The organism is Pseudomonas sp. NPDC088414, assembly GCF_044753325.1.
GTDB lineage: Bacteria > Pseudomonadota > Gammaproteobacteria > Pseudomonadales > Pseudomonadaceae > Aquipseudomonas.
In genome coordinates, this window is record NZ_JBIVMY010000035.1 from 21,274 (window position 1) to 38,392 (window position 17,119).

Consider the following 17,119-nt stretch of genomic DNA (forward strand, 5'->3'; position numbering starts at 1 on the left):
CCTTTCTATACTGCGACATAAGGTCGCACACATCTGAAGACCTGAATTTGCTCGGCCACCTTTGGCCCGTAGGCGCTCCGCTGGGGGGCGATGGCAATAACAAGAGGAGTGACTGGCATGATCCATCACGTAGTGGGACTTTTTACCCACCCCGATCAGGAATGGAAGGAAATCCGTGGCGACCAAGAGGAAAGCATCAGCCACATGTACCTGACGCACACGCTGATTCTGGCGGCGATTCCGGCGATTTCGGCGTTTATCGGCACCACGCAGGTCGGCTGGGTGATCGGCAACCGCGCGCCGGTGATGCTCACCGTCGAAAGTGCGATCTGGATGACCGTGATGTCGTATCTGGCGATGCTCGGCGGGGTCGCGGTGATGGGCGCCTTCGTGCACTGGATGGCGCGCACCTACGACGCCAATCCGAGCCTGGCCCGTTGCGTGGCCTTCGCCACCTACACCGCGACGCCTTTGTTCGTCGGCGGGCTGGCGGCGCTGTATCCGCACATGTGGCTGGGCATGATCGTCGGCACGGCGGCCATCTGCTACACGGTGTACCTGCTCTACGTGGGGCTGCCGACGTTCATGAACATTCCGTCGGACGAAGGCTTCCTCTTTTCCAGCTCGGTGCTGGCGGTGGGTCTGGTGGTGCTGGTGGCCATCATGGCGTTCACCGTGATTGTCTGGGGCCTCGGCGTGGGGCCGGTGTACACCAACTGACAGGCTTCAACCCCGAGAAAAACAAGATCTGCCAATACAGGCCGCCGCAAGGCGGCCTTCTCGTATGCAGGATGACCATTCGGCAGGTCAGCGATTCGCAAGTCCGGGAGGTTGCGGCATACTCGACGCCTCTGGAGATCCATCAAGCATGCCCGAGCAACTCAATACCCGCGTCGAAGACTGTTACCAACTCGCTGAAGCCTTTTTCAAACGTCATTTCCAACGCCCCGTCGTCAGCCTCAAGCTGCGTGGGCAAAAAGCCGGTGTCGCGCATCTGCACGAGAACCTGCTGCGCTTCAATCCGCAGCTGTACCGGGAAAACACCGAACACTTCCTCAAACAGACCGTGGCCCACGAAGTCGCGCACCTGATCGCCCATCAACTGTTCGGCGACCGCATCCAGCCCCACGGCGAGGAGTGGCAACTGATCATGCGCGGGGTTTACGAACTGCCGCCGGATCGCTGCCACACCTACGCAATCAAGCGCCGCAGTGTGACCCGTTATATCTACAAATGCCCGTGCGCCGACAGTGATTTTCCGTTTTCGGCGCAGCGTCATAGCCTGGTAAGGCAGGGGCGGCGGTATTTGTGTCGGCGCTGTCGCAACACCTTGGTGTTCAGTGGTGAGATGCGCGTCGAATAGCCGGTTCGTTGCTGCATTGGAGGGCCTCATCGCTGGCAAGCCAGCTCCCACAGGTTTTGTGTCGTACACAGAGTCTGTGAACACCCCGAAAAACTGTGGGAGCTGGCTTGCCAGCGAAGAGGCCGGTACAGACGCTAGAGAATCACCTTGGCACGCCGCAACTCGGCAATCCGCTCAGCACCAAAGCCCAGCTCCCCCAACACCTGCTCAGTATGTTGCCCCAACCCCGCCCCGACATGCCGCGGCGCCGGCAGCGCTTCGGAAAATTTCAGCGGACAGGCGATCTGCGCCTGTGTCGTGCCATCGCCACGCGGCACCTGAGTCACCAGTTCCCGCGCCTGCAACTGCGGATGCTGCAGCGCCTCGCTCAGGTTCAACACCGGTTCGACACAGGCGTCGATCCCGGCGAACAGTTCGCACAACTCGGCAAAGTCGTGCTTCTCGAATTCAACTTTCAAGGCATCCTTCAATATCCGTTGCTGCTCGGGCTTGGGCGACAAGCCCTGCGCCGCCAGCTCCGACCGGCCTAACGCCGTGCACAGTTGCTGCATGAACCCCGGTTCCAGACTGCCCACCGACAACCAGCGCCCGTCGCGAGTGCGGTAGTAGTCGTAGAAGCTGCCGCCATTGAGCATCTGGTCCTCCCAGTGCGGCTCCTCGCCACAGGCCAGATACCCGGCGCCAGCCATGGCGTTCAGGCTGAAGGCGCAATCGGTCATGCTCACGTCCAGGTGCGTGCCCTGCCCGCTCTGCTGCCGGGCGATGACCGCCGCCAGCAGGCCGATCACCCCATGCAGCGAACCACCTGCGATATCCGCCACCTGCATGCCCAGCGGCAACGGCCCGCTGTCGGCACGACCGGTGTAGCTGGAGAGCCCGGCCAGTGCGAGGTAGTTGATGTCATGCCCGGCGCGATCCATGTACGGCCCGGTCTGGCCGTAGCCGGTGATCGACACGTAAATCAGTTTCGGGTTGATCGCCTTCAGCGCCTCGTACCCCAGGCCCAGACGCTCCATCACACCGGGACGAAACTGCTCGAGCACGATGTCGTAGTCGGCCAGCAACTGCCTGACCACCTCCAGCGCCTCCGGCTGCTTGAGATCCAGCGCCAGACTGCGCTTGTTGCGGTTCAGATAAGCGTGACTGGCGGACATGCCCTGATCGTGGGGCGGCAGCACCCGCAGCAGGTCCATGCGGGTCGGCGATTCGATGCGCAGGACTTCGGCGCCCATGTCCGCCAGCAACAGCGAGGCGAACGGCCCCGGCAGCAGGGTCGAGAAATCCAGAATCTTCAGTGAGGCCAGCGGCGCGGACATGGGTGATCTCCTTGGGCGATACACCCAGCCTAGGCAGCGCTGCCGCGCACGGCAATCACCGGATGCATCAGCGGCAGTGACCGTAATGCTCAAATCGCAGGCAATAAAAAACCTGCCAAAGCAGGTTTTTCAGGACACCTGTGGCGAGGGAGCTTGCTCCCGCTGGGGCGCGAAGCGGCCCCGCTCTTCAAAGAGGGGCCTGCTGCGCAGTCCAGCGGGAGCAAGCTCCCTCGCCACAAGGTATTACCAAATTGCAGTTATTTGACGTTGCTCGGAGTAGCACCTTCAGCCACACCCAGGTCATCTTCCGGACGGGTGTCAGCGATACCGCGACCGCCCGAAGCCAGCTCGGATTGCAGCACGTCGGTATCCAGCTCTTTCACCCACTTGGCAACCACGATGGTCGCGACGGCGTTGCCGACCAGGTTGGTCAGGGCGCGGGCTTCGGACATGAAGCGGTCGATACCCAGAATCAGCGCCAGACCGGCCACCGGCAGGTGACCGACCGCCGACAGAGTGGCGGCCAGCACGATGAAGCCCGAACCGGTCACACCGGCGGCACCTTTGGAGGACAGCAGCAATACCACCAGCAGAGTGATCTGGTGCGTGATATCCATGTGCGTGTCGGTGGCCTGAGCAATGAACACTGCAGCCATGGTCAGGTAGATCGCGGTACCGTCGAGGTTGAACGAGTAACCGGTCGGGATCACCAGACCCACCACCGATTTCTTCGCGCCCAGACGCTCCATCTTGATCAGCATGCGTGGCAGTACCGATTCCGACGAGGAAGTACCCAGTACGATCAGCAGTTCTTCACGGATGTAGCGGATCATCTTCAGCACGCTGAAGCCGTGCATGCGAGCGATGGCACCCAGCACGATCAGGATGAACAGCACGCAAGTGATGTAGAAGCAGGCCATCAGTTGACCCAGCTGCACCAGCGAGCCGACACCGTAGGCACCGATGGTGAACGCCATTGCACCGAAGGCACCGATCGGCGCGAGCTTCATGATCATGTTGATGATGTTGAACATCACGTGGGCGAAGCGATCGATGAAGTCGAGGATCGGACGGCCGTAGTCACCCAGGCGATGCAGGGCGAAACCGAAGATCACCGAGAACATCAGCACTTGCAGGATGTCACCGGTGGCGAACGCGCCGACGATGGTGGTCGGGATCACGTTGAGCAGGAAGCCGACTACGCTCTGGTCTGCGCCTTGCTGCACGTAGGTCGCGACTTTCGAGGCGTCCAGGGTGCTGACGTCGATGTGCATGCCGTTGCCCGGCTGCACGATGTTGACCACGATCAAGCCGACCAGCAGGGCAATGGTCGAAACGATTTCGAAGTACAGGAGTGCGTAACCGCCGGTCTTGCCGACCGACTTCATGCTTTGCATGCCGGCGATACCGCTGACCACGGTGCAGAAGATGATCGGGGCGATGATCATTTTGATCAGCTTGATGAACCCGTCACCCAGCGGCTTTACCGCCACACCGAACTGCGGGTAGTAGTGACCAAGCGCAATACCGATGATGATTGCGACGATCACCTGGAAATACAGGGATTTGTACAGTGGCTGACGAGTCGTCATTGCAAGTTTCCTCAAGCGTCCCGCGGGCAACATCCATCTGTTGAGCGCAGAACCTGAATTGCGAACCCTCCTGCACTGGAGGGATTTGTTGTTCGAGCGGCGTTTTTCCCGCGGGATAGACGCACACTTCTGTCGCTCTTATCGCAAACGCCGTGCCACTTTGGTGCAATTCGCTGCAAGCCTTTTGATATCAGGGGATGCAGAGTATTTTTTGTCACTGCCCGGTGACGCAAGTGTGGCGGATTTCCGCCAACTCAACGGATCTCGTCCTACAATTTGGCGGAAATCCGCCTTGTTGCCCTGCGCATGCCCCGGCTACCATCCGGCGCTTGAGGAAGGATCTGCCGCTTATGCGCGAACGTACCATCGCCAGTCATTTCGCCCGCGCCGCCCTCGGTGGCGCACGCCGTTCGGGTTTCGACTATGCGCCGCTGCTGCAGCAACTGGGCATCAGCCCCGAGTTGCTGGATGAACCGCGGGCGCGGATTGCCCCGGAGCAATTCACCCAGTTGATCCAGAGCCTGTGGCTGGCCCTGGATGACGAATACCTGGGTTTCGGCAATGCGCCAAGCAAACCCGGCAGCTTCGCGATGATGTGCCACGCCCTGATCCACTGCCGCAGCCTGGAGAAGGCACTGCAACGCGGTTTATTGTTTTATAGCCTATTCCCCGACGCCCCGCGCCTGAGCCTGAGCCGCGAAGACGAATGGGTGCGCCTGAGCCTCGATGATGCGCAGCTGTGGGACCCGGATCACTTTCTCAGCGAGAGTCTGCTGGTGATCTGGCATCGCCTCGGCAGTTGGCTGATCGGCCAGCGCATTCGCCTGGAACAGGCCACTTTCAGCTACCCGAAACCGGCGCACGGTGCCGAATACGACCTGCTGTTTCCCTGCCCGCTGGTGTTTTCGGCCCAGCAGAGCAGCCTGCTGTTTCACAGCCGCTACCTGCACATGCCGCTGTTGCAGGACGAACGCACCCTCAAGCACTTTCTCGAACGCTCACCCGCCGACCTGCTGTCGCGCCCGGACGACGGCGACAGCCTCAGCAGTCGCCTGCGCCGCTTGCTCAGCCGCGACAGTGCGCAGTGGCCGGACCTCGAAGCCGTGGCCGCGCAGCTGCACATCAGCCCGCAAACCCTGCGTCGGCATTTGCGTGAGGAAGGCAGCAGTTTTCAGGAATTGAAGGATCAGTTGCGCCGCGACATTGCCATTTATCACTTGGGCCGGGCAGATCTGTCGTTGCAACAGATTGCCGAGCAGTTGGGGTTTTCCGAGCCGTCGGCGTTTCACCGGGCGTTCAAAAAATGGACCGGGCTGACGCCGGGGGCGTATCGGGCGCAGGAGCAGTGAGGCTTTAACGTCAAAAGCCCCTCACCCTAACCCTCTCCCGGAGGGAGAGGGGACTGGATGGGGGATGCTTAATAAATACGCCGACCTGAAAGCTCTCTACTGAATCCATATTCGAGGCAAATCAATCAGGTCGATCATTTTCTGAAGACACTTCGGTCAGTTCCCTCTACCTCTGGGAGAGGGCTAGGGTGAGGGCAACTTCCAATTAAACCGCAGGAAACTGAATCCTGAACGCCGCCCCACCCATCGGCGAATCCCCGAGCATCAGCTTGGCGTTGTAGCTTTCGATGATGTCCTTGACCACCGCCAGGCCGATGCCCTGCCCCGGATGCTGACGATCCAGACGCTCACCACGCTCAAGAATCCGCGCGCGCTGGTTCGGCGGCACGCCGGGGCCGTCGTCTTCGATGCACAACTCGATGCCGGCAAGGCTCTCGCGCACGCTGATGCGCACTTCGCCCAGGCACAGGCGATAGGCGTTCTCCAGCAGGTTGCCCATCATCTCCAGCAGCGCGCCCTGCTCGATCGGCACATAGCAATGTTCCGGCAGGTCGAACGCCACTCGCACATGTTTGTCGCGATAAACCTTGTCCAGCGTGTCGCACAGGCTCTTGAGCACCGGTTGCAGACGTACCTGATGGCGCACCAGGCCGCTTTTGCGCAGGCTGGCCCGTTGCAGTTGATAGCTGATCTGCTGGCTCATGCGCTCGATCTGGGTTTGCAGCACCCAGGCCTGATCGCGATCTTCCGGGCGTTGCGCCATGTCTTCACTGACCCCTTGCAACACCGCCAACGGGGTTTTCAGGCTGTGCGCCAGATCATCGAGAGAGTCACGGTAGCGGCTGCGCTGCTGGCGTTCGCTGTGCAGCAAACGGTTGAGCGAGCCGGTCAGGCGCAGCAGTTCGCGCGGGTGCTGTTCGGTGAGGCTTTCGCGGGTGCCACTTTCGATTTCGTCGAGTTCCTGGCTGAGCCGGCGTAGCGCCTTGAGGCCCCAGGTCAGACCGATCCACAGCAGCGCCAGCAACACCAGCAATGCGGCGCCAAAGCCCAGATACAGATTTTCACGCAGGCCTTCGAGGGTATTTTCGTATTCGCGCACCGGTTGCAGGGCGACGATACTGAAGGCCGCGCTCTTGCCGCCGAGCAGTTTGACTTCGACGTCGTAGACGAAGAACTCCTGGCCGTTGCTCTCGCGGATCCGCGCGAACTCGTTGCCCATGCCGTCGTAACGCGGCTTGTAATTGATCTGCTCTTCCTGCGTGCCTTTCGAGCGCCAGACCAGTTTGCCTTCGCGGTCGTAGATGTAGCCGAGCAGGCGATTGTCGGTGAGGTTGAAGCGCTCATCCGGCAGCTGCGCCGGCATCACCAGATGGCCACTGTCGACGCGTGCCGCCGAGATCAGCGTGGTGACGTCCGAGGCCAGGCGCTGCTCGATCGAGTCCTGCAACGCCAGGCTGAACGCGCCCTGCATGGCCGGCAGCAAGCCGAGCATGAACAGCACCGCCAACGTAGTGGCGGCGAGCATCAAGCGAACGCGTAGAGAACGAATCAAGTGCAGCGCTCATTGAACAGGTAGCCGAGCCCGCGCACGGTGTCGATCGGCTTGAACCCGCCCGGGCCTTCGAGCTTGCGGCGCAGACGGCCAACCAGCACTTCGATCACATTCGGATCGCGCTCGTCGTCATCCGGATAGAGCTGTTCCATCAGGCGATCCTTGGGCACCACTTGCTGGTGATGGCGCATCAGGTATTCGAGGATGCGGTACTCGTAGGCGGTCAGCGCCAGCGGTTCTTCATCCAGCGACGCCTGCTTGCGATTGAGGTCCAGCAACAACGGCCCGGCAACGATGGTCGACTGGGTGAAACCGCTGGAGCGGCGCAGCAAGGCATTCAGGCGTGCATCGAGTTCCTCGAACTGGAACGGCTTGACCACGTAGTCGTCGGCACCGGCGGCGAGGCCTTCAACCTTGTCCTGCCAGTTGCCGCGCGCGGTGAGGATCAGGATCGGAAAGGTCTTGCCGTTCGAGCGCAACTGCCGGATCAGGTCCAGACCGCCCATGCCCGGCAGACCGAGATCGATCACCGCCAGATCGAAGTTGAACTGCCCGGTCTGGTACAGCGCCTCTTCGGCATTGGCCACGGACTCGACCACGTGACCGCTCTCCGTCAGGCGGGTTTGCAGGTGATGGCGCAACAGCGCTTCATCTTCGACGACCAACAGTTTCATAACGCTCTCCCGGGTAAATCAAAAACTCCAACAACGCACCTGTGGGAGCGGGCTTGCTCGCGAAGGCGATGTACCAGCCAACCTTGTTGTCGACTGATAGACCGCTTTCGCGAGCAAGCTCGCTCCCACAGGGTCTGGAACGAACCGCGCCTTAGAAAGCGTAGTTCGCCGACAGGTAAGTCTGGGCGCTGCTGGTCAAGTCCAGCGAGCCTTGCTTGCTGCCACCGCTTTCTTTCATTTCGGTGCTGGCGTTGCTCATCAGGTAACGGTAACCGAGTTCCACCGACACATTCTGCGCCACTTGTTGCAGCACACCGAACTGGCCACCGACGGCGTAACCGAAGTCACTGTCGCGGCTGTAGCCTGGCGAATCCTGAGTCAGCTTGGTCAAACCGGCCGTGGCGCCACCGAACAATTTGGTGCTGCCGCCCACTGGATAGAACAGATCGTAGCTGCCCAGCAGGTTTTCCTGGCGCAGTTTAATGCCATTGTGCGAACCGGACACGTTGTCGTAGGTGGCGTAGTAACGACCTTGCGCGTTTTGCTGACCGAGGCGCACGCCGTAGGTGTTGTTGCCGTCAATCGCGCCGCTGGCATCCGGGTGGCCGAGGTTGTCGTTCAGTGCGTGGGACTTCTTGATTTTGTCGCTGGTCTGGCCAAAGGTCAGGCCGGCGAAGTTGGTGGTGTCATCGGCGTGTGCCGCAATGCTGGAGCCCAACAAGGTAAAAGCCAGCAGCAGTTTGTTCAGACGAGTCATCGAGTTTCCTCTTTCTCAGTGCTGTTTGGGTATGGCGCAAGGTTACTGACCTGCCCCTGTACCGGCCCTGAACGTTCTCTGAACCTGCGCTGAATCAAATCGACTAGGCTGTCCTGACCACTTTCGATAAGGAGACCGCCCATGCGCCTGTTCCTCGCCCTCACCCTGCTCGCTGCCAGCAGCCTGGCCAACGCTGCGATCAAGACTCAGGAGATTCCCTACCAGAGCGCCGACGGCACCAAGCTGATCGGCTACTACGCCTACGACGACGCGATCAAGGGCAAGCGCCCGGGCGTGGTGGTGGTGCATGAATGGTGGGGCCTGAACGATTACGCCAAACGCCGCGCCCGCGACCTCGCCGAACTGGGTTACAGCGCGCTGGCGATCGACATGTATGGCGAAGGCAAGAACACCGAACATCCCAAGGATGCGATGGCGTTCATGCAGGCCGCGACCAAGGATGCTGCGGCCTCCAGCAAACGTTTCGAGGCCGGGTTGAACCTGCTGAAAAAGCAGCCGCAGACCGACGTCAATAAAATCGCCGCCATCGGTTACTGCTTCGGTGGTGGCGTGGTGCTCAACGCCGCGCGTCAGGGCGAGCCGCTGGCGGGCGTGGTGAGTTTCCACGGTGCGCTGGCGACCACCACCCCGGCCACACCTGGCAGTGTGAAGGCGAAAATTCTGGTCGAACATGGCGCGCTGGACAGCATGGTCACTGCCGACAACGTCACCGCGTTCAAAGCTGAAATGGACAAGGCCGGCGCCGACTACAGATTCGTCAGCCTCGACGGCGCCAAGCACGGTTTCACCAATCCCGATGCCGATCGCTTGAGCCACGGCGATCACGGTGGCCCGGATATCGGCTACAACAAGGCGGCCGATGAAAAATCCTGGGCGGACATGAAGGCGTTCTTCCAGAAGATCTTCAACTGACGGTTGCCCCTGTGGCGAGGGAGCTTGCTCCCGCTCGGCGGCGAAGCCGTCGCAAAAACCTGCCGACGCGGTTTACCTGACAGATCTCGTCCACAGATTTTGGGGGCTTTGCCCCCAGCGGGAGCAAGCTCCCTCGCCACAAAAGTGTGCAGCCTCTACCCAGTCGTGACTTCAACCGGCAAAATGCCCGCCATGAATCCAACCCCGTCCCTCCCCGCCTGCTGCACCCCGCTCGACGCCCATTGGCCGTTGCCCAACGTGTTGCCCGAGACCGTCCTGCTGAGTACCCGTTTCGACCCGAAACAACTGCTCGGCGATGACTTCCAGCGCAGCGCCGTCGAACCGCCGCCGAGCATTCAGCGTTCGGTGGCCAAGCGTCAGGCCGAGTTTCTTGCCGGGCGGATCTGTGCCCGGGCCGCGTTGCAGCAACTGGAAGGCTCAAACGTGATTCCGGCGATTGGCGAAGACCGTGCGCCGGTGTGGCCGGCGCACATCTGCGGCTCGATCACCCACAGCACCGGGCGTGCGGCAGCGATTGTCGCCAACAAGCGGCACTGGCGTGGGCTGGGCATGGATCTGGAAAACCTGCTCGAGACCGACCGCGCCGAACGCCTGGCCGGGGAGATTCTGACGCCGGCGGAACTGCAGCGCATGGCCGCCGGTGCGCGGGAACAACTGGCGTTGCTGGTGACCCTGACGTTTTCGGTGAAAGAGAGCCTGTTCAAGGCGCTGTATCCGATTGTGCAGAAGCGCTTTTATTTCGAGCACGCCGAGGTGCTGGAGTGGACGGAGCAGGGTCAGGTTCGGTTGCGTCTGCTGACTGATCTGTCCGCTGAATGGCGTCACGGCACCGAGCTGGAGGCGCAGTTTGGTGTGCAGGATGGGCAGTTGTTGAGTCTGGTGAGCATTCCTGCCTGAGGTTTTTCTGCGCCAGTGAGGCCCCCATCGCTGGCAAGCCAGCTCCCACAGTGTCCGTGGTGAGCACAGATTTTGGATACACCCCTGAAACCTGTGGGAGCTGGCTTGCCAGCGATTGGGGCCGGCAAAACCGCCACAAAACTCAACGGCGCTCCTGATTCCGCGGCCAGCTCAGACTGAAGCAAGCCCCACCCAGACTCTTGCTCTTGTTGATCAACGCCCGGCCGTCGTGCCAGTGAATGATCCGCCGCACAATCGACAGCCCCAGCCCGTGCCCACCAGAGGCCCGGGTGCGGCTGTCGTCCAGACGCAGGAACGGCGTGAAGATTCGCTCCCACGCCACCTCCGGCACGCCCGGCCCGTCATCCTCGACATCCACCCGGCAGCGCAATTGCCCGACCTGATAACTCACCGTGACGTTCGAGCGCGCATGGCGCATCGCGTTGCTCACCAGATTCTGCAACGCGCGATGCAGGAAGCGCGGCTCGGCCTCGACCCAGGCGCCGTCGTTATCGGCAGCGGACAGACACAACCCGCGCTGCACCGTGACCTCGGCGCGCAACGGCGCCAGTTCTGCGATCACCTGATTGACCAGCGCATCGAGGTCAATGCGTTGAAAGGTCAGTGCCGGCGAACCCTGTTCCAGACGCGCGTAAGTGAGCATTTCGTCGACCAGCTTATCGAGATCCTCGATGTCGTGATCCATGCCCTCGCGGTACTTTTCCAGCGCCTGCGGGGTGGTGGCCGAGCCGATCATCTCCAGCCCGAAACGCAGGCGCGCCACTGGCGTGCGCAGTTCGTGGGACACCGCACGCACCAGTTCGCGCTGGATCGCCAGCAACTGCTGCAAGTGCTCGGCCATGCCGTTGAACGCTGCCGCCAGTCGCCCCACCGAGTCAGCCCCTCGGGCCGGCACGCGGGTTTCCAGACTGCCCTTGGCGATGCGCGTGGCGGCGGCTTCGAGTCCGCGCAGACGTCGTTCGAGCTGACGCACCAGCAAGTAGACGATCAGCCCGATCAAGGTCAGACCGAGGGCCGTAATCAGCACCAGCCATTGTGGCGGGTACGGATTCATCTGATACAGCGGACCGATCTCCAGCACCCACGGCGTGCCGACCATGCCGGCAAACACCCGGATCGAGTCGCCGCCCTTGCCCAGCGCCATTACCGTGTCGCCTTCGGACACACGACGGCTCTGGTCTTCATCCATGTCAGCCTCGTTGACCGTGACCAGTCGCAGATCGAAACCGAAGCCCTTCTCTTCTTTTAACTGCGCCAGCCGTTTGGGCTGCTCGCCCACCGGAAAACGTACCAGTTCATCAGCCAACAGATAAATAGTCGCGCGGGCCAGTTGCTCACTGATCTGTTGCACGTCACCGGTGAGCACCAATTGTTCTTTATCACTGACCAGTCTGTAGACTCGCGCCGCATGCGGGCCGGTCTGCTCCACCAAGGCCTGACCGCGCTGCACCCGGGTGCGTTGAGAGAGATCCAGATCGGTCTCGGAAAACTTCTTCAGCGCCAGCGGAATCCCCAGCAGACGCTCCCACACCAACAACGCCCGGTGGCGCTCGGTTTCGTTCATCGGTTGCAGGTTGTCGGCCATCAGCGAAAACGTGCCATGGGCCAGGCGCTCGCGGTATTGCTCGCTGCGCACCTGATTGAGCAGGTGCAGCGCCAGCACGCCGAGCACCGCCACCAGAATCAGCGCCGCGCACATGCCGCCATAGATGCGCAGGAAGATCGAGTTCACAGCGCCAGATCCACACAGGCTTCAGGAACGAACAGATAGCCTTTGCTGCGGATGGTCTTGATCAGGCGCGGGTGATCGGGGTCATCACCGATTTTCGGGCGGATGCGCGAGATGCGCACATCGATCGAACGATCCTGGCCGTCGTAACCGATGCCGCGCAGCGCAGTGAAGATTTCTTCGCGCGAGAGGATCCGCCCGGCGTTCGACACCAGCAGCCAGAGCAGGTCGAACTCGGCGCTGGTCAGTTCGATGCCGTTGTCGCTGAGCCAGGCTTCGCGCAAAGCGTTGTCCACCACCAGCGGGCCGAATTGCAGACGACGGCTTTTTTCTGCGATCGGCTCGGCTGTGTCACTGCGTCGCAGCAAGGCCTGAATCCGCGCCAGCAACAGCCGTGGGCGCACCGGTTTGCACACGTAATCATCGGCACCGAGGTCGAGGCCCTGGATCTGGTCGGCATCGTCGGTGCGCGCGGTGAGCATCAGGATCGGCCCGTCGTAACGGTCGCGCACCTTACGGCAAATGCTCAGGCCATCTTCACCGGGCAGCATCAGGTCGAGGATCACCAGGTCCGGCTGCTCCTTGATGATCCGCGCCGCCGCCAGCGCGCCGTTGCCTTCGATCTCCACGCGCAATCCATTGGCTTGCAGGTATTCGCGGGTGAGTTCGGCCAGACGCTGGTCGTCCTCGACTATCAATACCTGCCAGGCTTCTTGCTCCACCAGTGACCTCTGCTTGCTGTTGTTATAAATAAGGCAGAAACGCACTGCCCCCTGTAGGAGCTGCCGCAGGCTGCGATCTTTTGATCTTGCTTTTTAAAAGAAAAAGATCGCAGCCTGCGGCAGCTCCTACACAGGTGTGCGGTTGCCCGCAGATTCGGATCCTCCGGTCTTTTTGTCATCTTTCGGGAGGATAAGAATGGGTAAACACCGCTCGATTGTATAAACGGCGTACAGCCAGAACACAAGTCGGCAAATGCGTTCGGACAAGGCGGTTTTTTGTGATAGGGTTCGCGCCCTTAAAAATCCGCTGAAGCGTTTTTCCCGAGTGAAAAACAGTGACCAACGGTCTAGCTCAGCAGGTTCGCGGCCTACACGGGAATTCCTGGTTTCTTACACAATTTACGCACAGGTTTATCCACAGCTAGTACGTTGCAAGCCCTCTCGAAACGCATTATCTTGTAGCACGGCGCGAGGAGAGACCCTACATATAGGGTTTTCCGCTCAAACGCCCAACCACATTTCGGACCTGAAACTCAAGCGCTTTATTGCCTGTTTCCGGTTGAACCAAGCAAGTTTTTCAAAGCCCAAACCGCACTTGCGGATGGCGCCGTTTTTCAGGTTGGAAACGACCGGAACGGTACGGGTGTTGCAGTCATTACTGTCATCCGGGAAGGAATCCGGCTCGAGCCCTGGCTCGCAGCCAAAAACTTCGGCAAGGATGCGGCGTCATTAGCCTTTTTCCTACTGGTCCGAAGTTGTTATGCCCGACGCCCGTCGGTTGTAGTGCTTCGGACCAGAACGGTGAGCACCATGATGGTGCCCAAACAAACATAGAGAATGTGGAGATCACCCCCCATGCAAACCGACACAACTCGCGAGAACCCGCAGGGCACCTTGCCGCAGGCCGCCGATTCGAATTCGGATCTGGCCGCCACCGCGCCTGGTCAACTGCGCGTGATCAAGCGTAATGGCACTGTCGTTCCTTACACCGATGACAAGATCACCGTCGCTATCACCAAAGCGTTTCTCGCAGTTGAGGGCGGCACCGCTGCCGCTTCGTCGCGAATCCACGACACCGTTGCCCGCCTGACCGAACAGGTCACTGCGACTTTCAAGCGTCGCATGCCGTCGGGCGGCACCATCCACATCGAAGAAATCCAGGACCAGGTCGAATTGGCCCTGATGCGTGCCGGCGAGCAGAAAGTCGCTCGCGACTACGTGATCTACCGTGACGGCCGTTCGAAAGAACGCGCTGCCCACGCCCCGGTGGAAGCTGCGGTCAACGCGCATCCGTCGATCCGCATCACCCGTGCCGACGGCAGCCTCGCGCCGCTGGACATGGGCCGCCTGAACACCATCGTTACCGAAGCCTGCGAAGGCCTGGCCGAAGTCGATGGCGACCTGATCCAGCGCGAAACCCTGAAAAACCTGTACGACGGCGTGGCCCTGAACGACGTCAACACTGCACTGGTGATGACCGCGCGTACGCTGGTTGAACGTGAGCCGAACTACTCGTTCGTCACCGCTCGCCTGCTGATGGACACCCTGCGTGCCGAAGGCCTGGGCTTCCTGGAAGTGGCTGAAAGCGCCACTCACCACGAAATGGCCGACCTGTACGCCAAGGCGCTGCCGGCCTACATCGCCAAAGGTATCGAGTTCGAACTGCTGAACCCTGTGCTGGCCACCTTCGACCTGGAAAAACTGGGCAAGGCGATCAACCACGAGCGCGATCAGCAATTCACCTACCTGGGCCTGCAGACCCTGTACGACCGCTACTTCATCCACAAGGATGGCGTGCGTTTCGAACTGCCGCAGATCTTCTTCATGCGCGTGGCCATGGGCCTGGCGATCGAAGAGAAGCAGAAAGAAGACCGTGCGATCGAGTTCTACAACCTGCTGTCGTCCTTCGACTACATGGCGTCGACTCCGACCCTGTTCAACGCCGGTACCCTGCGTCCACAGCTGTCGAGCTGCTACCTGACCACCGTTCCGGATGACCTGTCGGGCATTTACCACGCGATCCACGACAACGCCATGCTGTCGAAATTCGCTGGCGGTCTGGGCAACGACTGGACCCCTGTGCGTGCACTGGGCTCGTACATCAAAGGCACCAACGGCAAGTCGCAAGGCGTGGTTCCGTTCCTCAAAGTAGTGAACGACACCGCCGTAGCCGTTAACCAGGGCGGCAAGCGCAAAGGCGCTGTGTGTGCCTACCTGGAAACCTGGCACATGGACATCGAAGAGTTCATCGAACTGCGCAAGAACACCGGTGATGATCGTCGTCGTACCCACGACATGAACACCGCCAACTGGATCCCTGACCTGTGCAGGAAGCGTGTCTTCGATGACGGCAAGTGGACCCTGTTCTCGCCATCCGAAGTGCCGGACCTGCACGACCTGACCGGTAAAGCCTTCGAAGAGCGTTACGAGTACTACGAAGCCCTGACCGAGTACCCGGGCAAGGTCAAGCTGTTCAAGACCATCCAGGCCAAAGACCTGTGGCGCAAAATGCTGTCCATGCTGTTCGAAACCGGCCACCCGTGGCTGACTTTCAAGGACCCGTGCAACCTGCGTAGCCCGCAGCAGCACGTCGGCGTGGTTCACAGCTCGAACCTGTGCACCGAGATCACCTTGAACACCAACAAGGACGAAATCGCGGTCTGCAACCTGGGCTCGATCAACCTGCCGAACCACATCGTCGACGGCAAGCTGGACACCGCCAAGCTGCAACGCACCGTGAACACCGCTGTGCGCATGCTCGACAACGTGATCGACATCAACTACTACTCGGTGCCGCAAGCGAAGAACTCCAACTTCCGTCACCGTCCGGTCGGTCTGGGCATCATGGGCTTCCAGGACGCTTTGTACCTGCAGCACATCCCTTACGGTTCCGACGCCGCCGTCGAGTTCGCCGACAAGTCGATGGAAGCGGTCAGCTACTACGCGATCCAGGCGTCCTGCGACCTGGCTGACGAGCGCGGCGCGTACGAGACCTTCAACGGTTCGCTGTGGTCCAAAGGCATCCTGCCGCTGGATTCGCAACAGATCCTGATCGAACAACGCGGCCAGAAGTACATCGACGTTGACCTGAACGAAACCCTGGACTGGGCACCGGTTCGCGCTCGTGTACAGAAAGGCATTCGTAACTCCAACATCATGGCCATCGCACCGACCGCGACCATCGCCAACATCACCGGCGTATCGCAGTCGATCGAACCGACCTACCAGAACCTGTATGTGAAATCGAACCTGTCGGGCGAATTCACCGTGATCAACCCGTACCTGGTTCGCGACCTCAAGGCACGCGGTCTGTGGGACTCGGTCATGATCAACGACCTGAAGTACTACGACGGTTCGGTGCAGCAGATCGAGCGCATCCCGCAAGAACTCAAAGAGCTCTACGCGACCGCTTTCGAAGTCGACACCAAGTGGATCGTTGACGCCGCCAGCCGTCGTCAGAAGTGGATCGACCAGGCCCAGTCGCTGAACCTGTACATCGCCGGCGCATCGGGCAAGAAGCTCGACGTGACCTACCGCATGGCCTGGTACCGTGGTCTGAAAACCACCTACTACCTCCGTGCCCTGGCCGCGACCAGCACCGAGAAGTCGACCATCAACACCGGCAAGCTGAACGCTGTTTCCAGCGGCGGCAACCACGGCGACGATTCGGTTCTGGCAGCTCCGGCAGGTCCGGCGCCAGTGCCAAAGGCTTGTGCGATCGACGAGCCGGATTGCGAAGCTTGCCAATAAGCTGAGCCGGGTCAGGCGTCGCGAGACGCCTGTCTTCCAGACAAAAGAAACCCCCGACAGACTTCTGGTTTGTCGGGGGTTTTCTTTTGTCTGCCATTTATTTGTAGGAGCTGTCGAGTAGATCGCGGCCTTCGGCAGCTCCTACAGAGGATGAGTACATCTGGCAGGTCGCCATCGCTGGCAAGCCAGCTCCCACATTGGGATTGGATGCGGTCAGTTAAAGATTGGTCGGCTGACAGGCCGCCATCGCCAGCAGGCTGAAAGCGTAGAGCCCATGCGGCAAAGCCGCCCCACTCAATGGCCGAGTGTCAGCTCGCCGAAAGCTTTTGATCTTGCCTTACCGGCCCCGTCGGCAGGCTGAGTGGAGGGGTTTATCCGGGGGTGGGAGCGCAGCGACCGTTTGGCGAAGCCAAACACATCGAGAGGAGGTGCAGCGAAGCAAA

13 protein-coding genes are annotated in these 17,119 nt (G+C 60.7%); 6 read left to right on the forward strand and 7 right to left on the reverse strand.

The genetic code is table 11. The annotated features are described in order from the left end of the window. Positions 1-117: 117 nt before the first annotated feature. Positions 118-720 carry a Yip1 family protein gene (locus ACIP8I_RS22945; protein ID WP_053122787.1) on the forward strand — a complete coding sequence of 201 codons (603 nt, stop codon included), beginning with the start codon at positions 118-120 and terminating at the stop codon, positions 718-720. Positions 721-868: 148 nt separating this feature from the next. Next, the gene (locus tag ACIP8I_RS22950; protein WP_003227192.1) at positions 869-1,363 is read left to right on the forward strand and encodes a SprT family zinc-dependent metalloprotease; all 495 of its coding nucleotides are present in this window, start codon (positions 869-871) and stop codon (positions 1,361-1,363) included. A gap of 134 nt (positions 1,364-1,497) precedes the next feature. Here the strand turns inward: ACIP8I_RS22950 and ACIP8I_RS22955 are convergent, their stop codons facing one another. Together ACIP8I_RS22955 and ACIP8I_RS22960 are read right to left on the reverse strand one after the other, a co-directional pair. Beyond that, a complete protein-coding gene (locus tag ACIP8I_RS22955) occupies positions 1,498-2,679 on the reverse strand; it encodes a CaiB/BaiF CoA transferase family protein (RefSeq protein ID WP_400764186.1) in 1,182 nt (393 codons plus the stop codon). 257 nt (positions 2,680-2,936) lie between these two features. After that, a complete protein-coding gene (locus ACIP8I_RS22960) occupies positions 2,937-4,271 on the reverse strand; it encodes a dicarboxylate/amino acid:cation symporter (RefSeq protein ID WP_400764189.1) in 1,335 nt (444 codons plus the stop codon). Between the two features lie 350 nt (positions 4,272-4,621). Here ACIP8I_RS22960 and ACIP8I_RS22965 point away from each other — a divergent pair, with 350 nt between their 5' ends. Beyond that, on the forward strand, positions 4,622-5,620 hold the full coding sequence (locus tag ACIP8I_RS22965) for an AraC family transcriptional regulator (RefSeq protein WP_367085414.1): 999 nt from the start codon (positions 4,622-4,624) through the stop codon (positions 5,618-5,620). 205 nt (positions 5,621-5,825) lie between these two features. On the opposite strand, the gene ACIP8I_RS22970 is transcribed toward ACIP8I_RS22965, so the two are convergent. From ACIP8I_RS22970 to ACIP8I_RS22980, 3 genes are all read right to left on the reverse strand, one after another. Beyond that, positions 5,826-7,172, reverse strand: a complete 1,347-nt coding sequence (locus ACIP8I_RS22970) for an ATP-binding protein (protein ID WP_123588768.1) — start codon at positions 7,170-7,172, stop codon at positions 5,826-5,828. Further along, complete coding sequence (locus ACIP8I_RS22975) at positions 7,169-7,846, reverse strand: response regulator (protein ID WP_007965967.1); 678 nt, start codon at positions 7,844-7,846, stop codon at positions 7,169-7,171. Before ACIP8I_RS22975 ends, ACIP8I_RS22970 begins: the two co-directional genes overlap by 4 nt. 151 nt (positions 7,847-7,997) lie before the next feature. Next, the gene (locus ACIP8I_RS22980) at positions 7,998-8,603 is read right to left on the reverse strand and encodes a hypothetical protein (protein WP_400764193.1); all 606 of its coding nucleotides are present in this window, start codon (positions 8,601-8,603) and stop codon (positions 7,998-8,000) included. 141 nt (positions 8,604-8,744) lie between these two features. Between ACIP8I_RS22980 and ACIP8I_RS22985 the strand changes: the two genes are divergently transcribed. Then, a complete protein-coding gene (locus tag ACIP8I_RS22985; RefSeq protein ID WP_400764194.1) occupies positions 8,745-9,536 on the forward strand; it encodes a dienelactone hydrolase family protein in 792 nt (263 codons plus the stop codon). A gap of 192 nt (positions 9,537-9,728) precedes the next feature. Then, a complete protein-coding gene (locus ACIP8I_RS22990) occupies positions 9,729-10,454 on the forward strand; it encodes a 4'-phosphopantetheinyl transferase (RefSeq protein WP_400764197.1) in 726 nt (241 codons plus the stop codon). 142 nt (positions 10,455-10,596) lie between these two features. On the opposite strand, the gene ACIP8I_RS22995 is transcribed toward ACIP8I_RS22990, so the two are convergent. Then, positions 10,597-12,207 carry an ATP-binding protein gene (locus ACIP8I_RS22995; RefSeq protein ID WP_400764199.1) on the reverse strand — a complete coding sequence of 537 codons (1,611 nt, stop codon included), beginning with the start codon at positions 12,205-12,207 and terminating at the stop codon, positions 10,597-10,599. After that, positions 12,204-12,926: a response regulator gene (locus ACIP8I_RS23000; RefSeq protein ID WP_007968483.1), complete on the reverse strand. Its 723-nt coding sequence runs from the start codon at positions 12,924-12,926 to the stop codon at positions 12,204-12,206. The genes ACIP8I_RS22995 and ACIP8I_RS23000 overlap by 4 nt, the downstream gene beginning before the upstream one ends. 855 nt (positions 12,927-13,781) lie before the next feature. On the opposite strand from ACIP8I_RS23000, the gene ACIP8I_RS23005 reads away from it, so the two are divergent. Next, positions 13,782-16,676 (forward strand): ribonucleoside-diphosphate reductase subunit alpha, encoded by a 2,895-nt coding sequence (locus ACIP8I_RS23005; RefSeq protein ID WP_400764201.1) that lies wholly within the window; start codon positions 13,782-13,784, stop codon positions 16,674-16,676. The last annotated feature ends 443 nt before the right edge of the window (positions 16,677-17,119 follow it).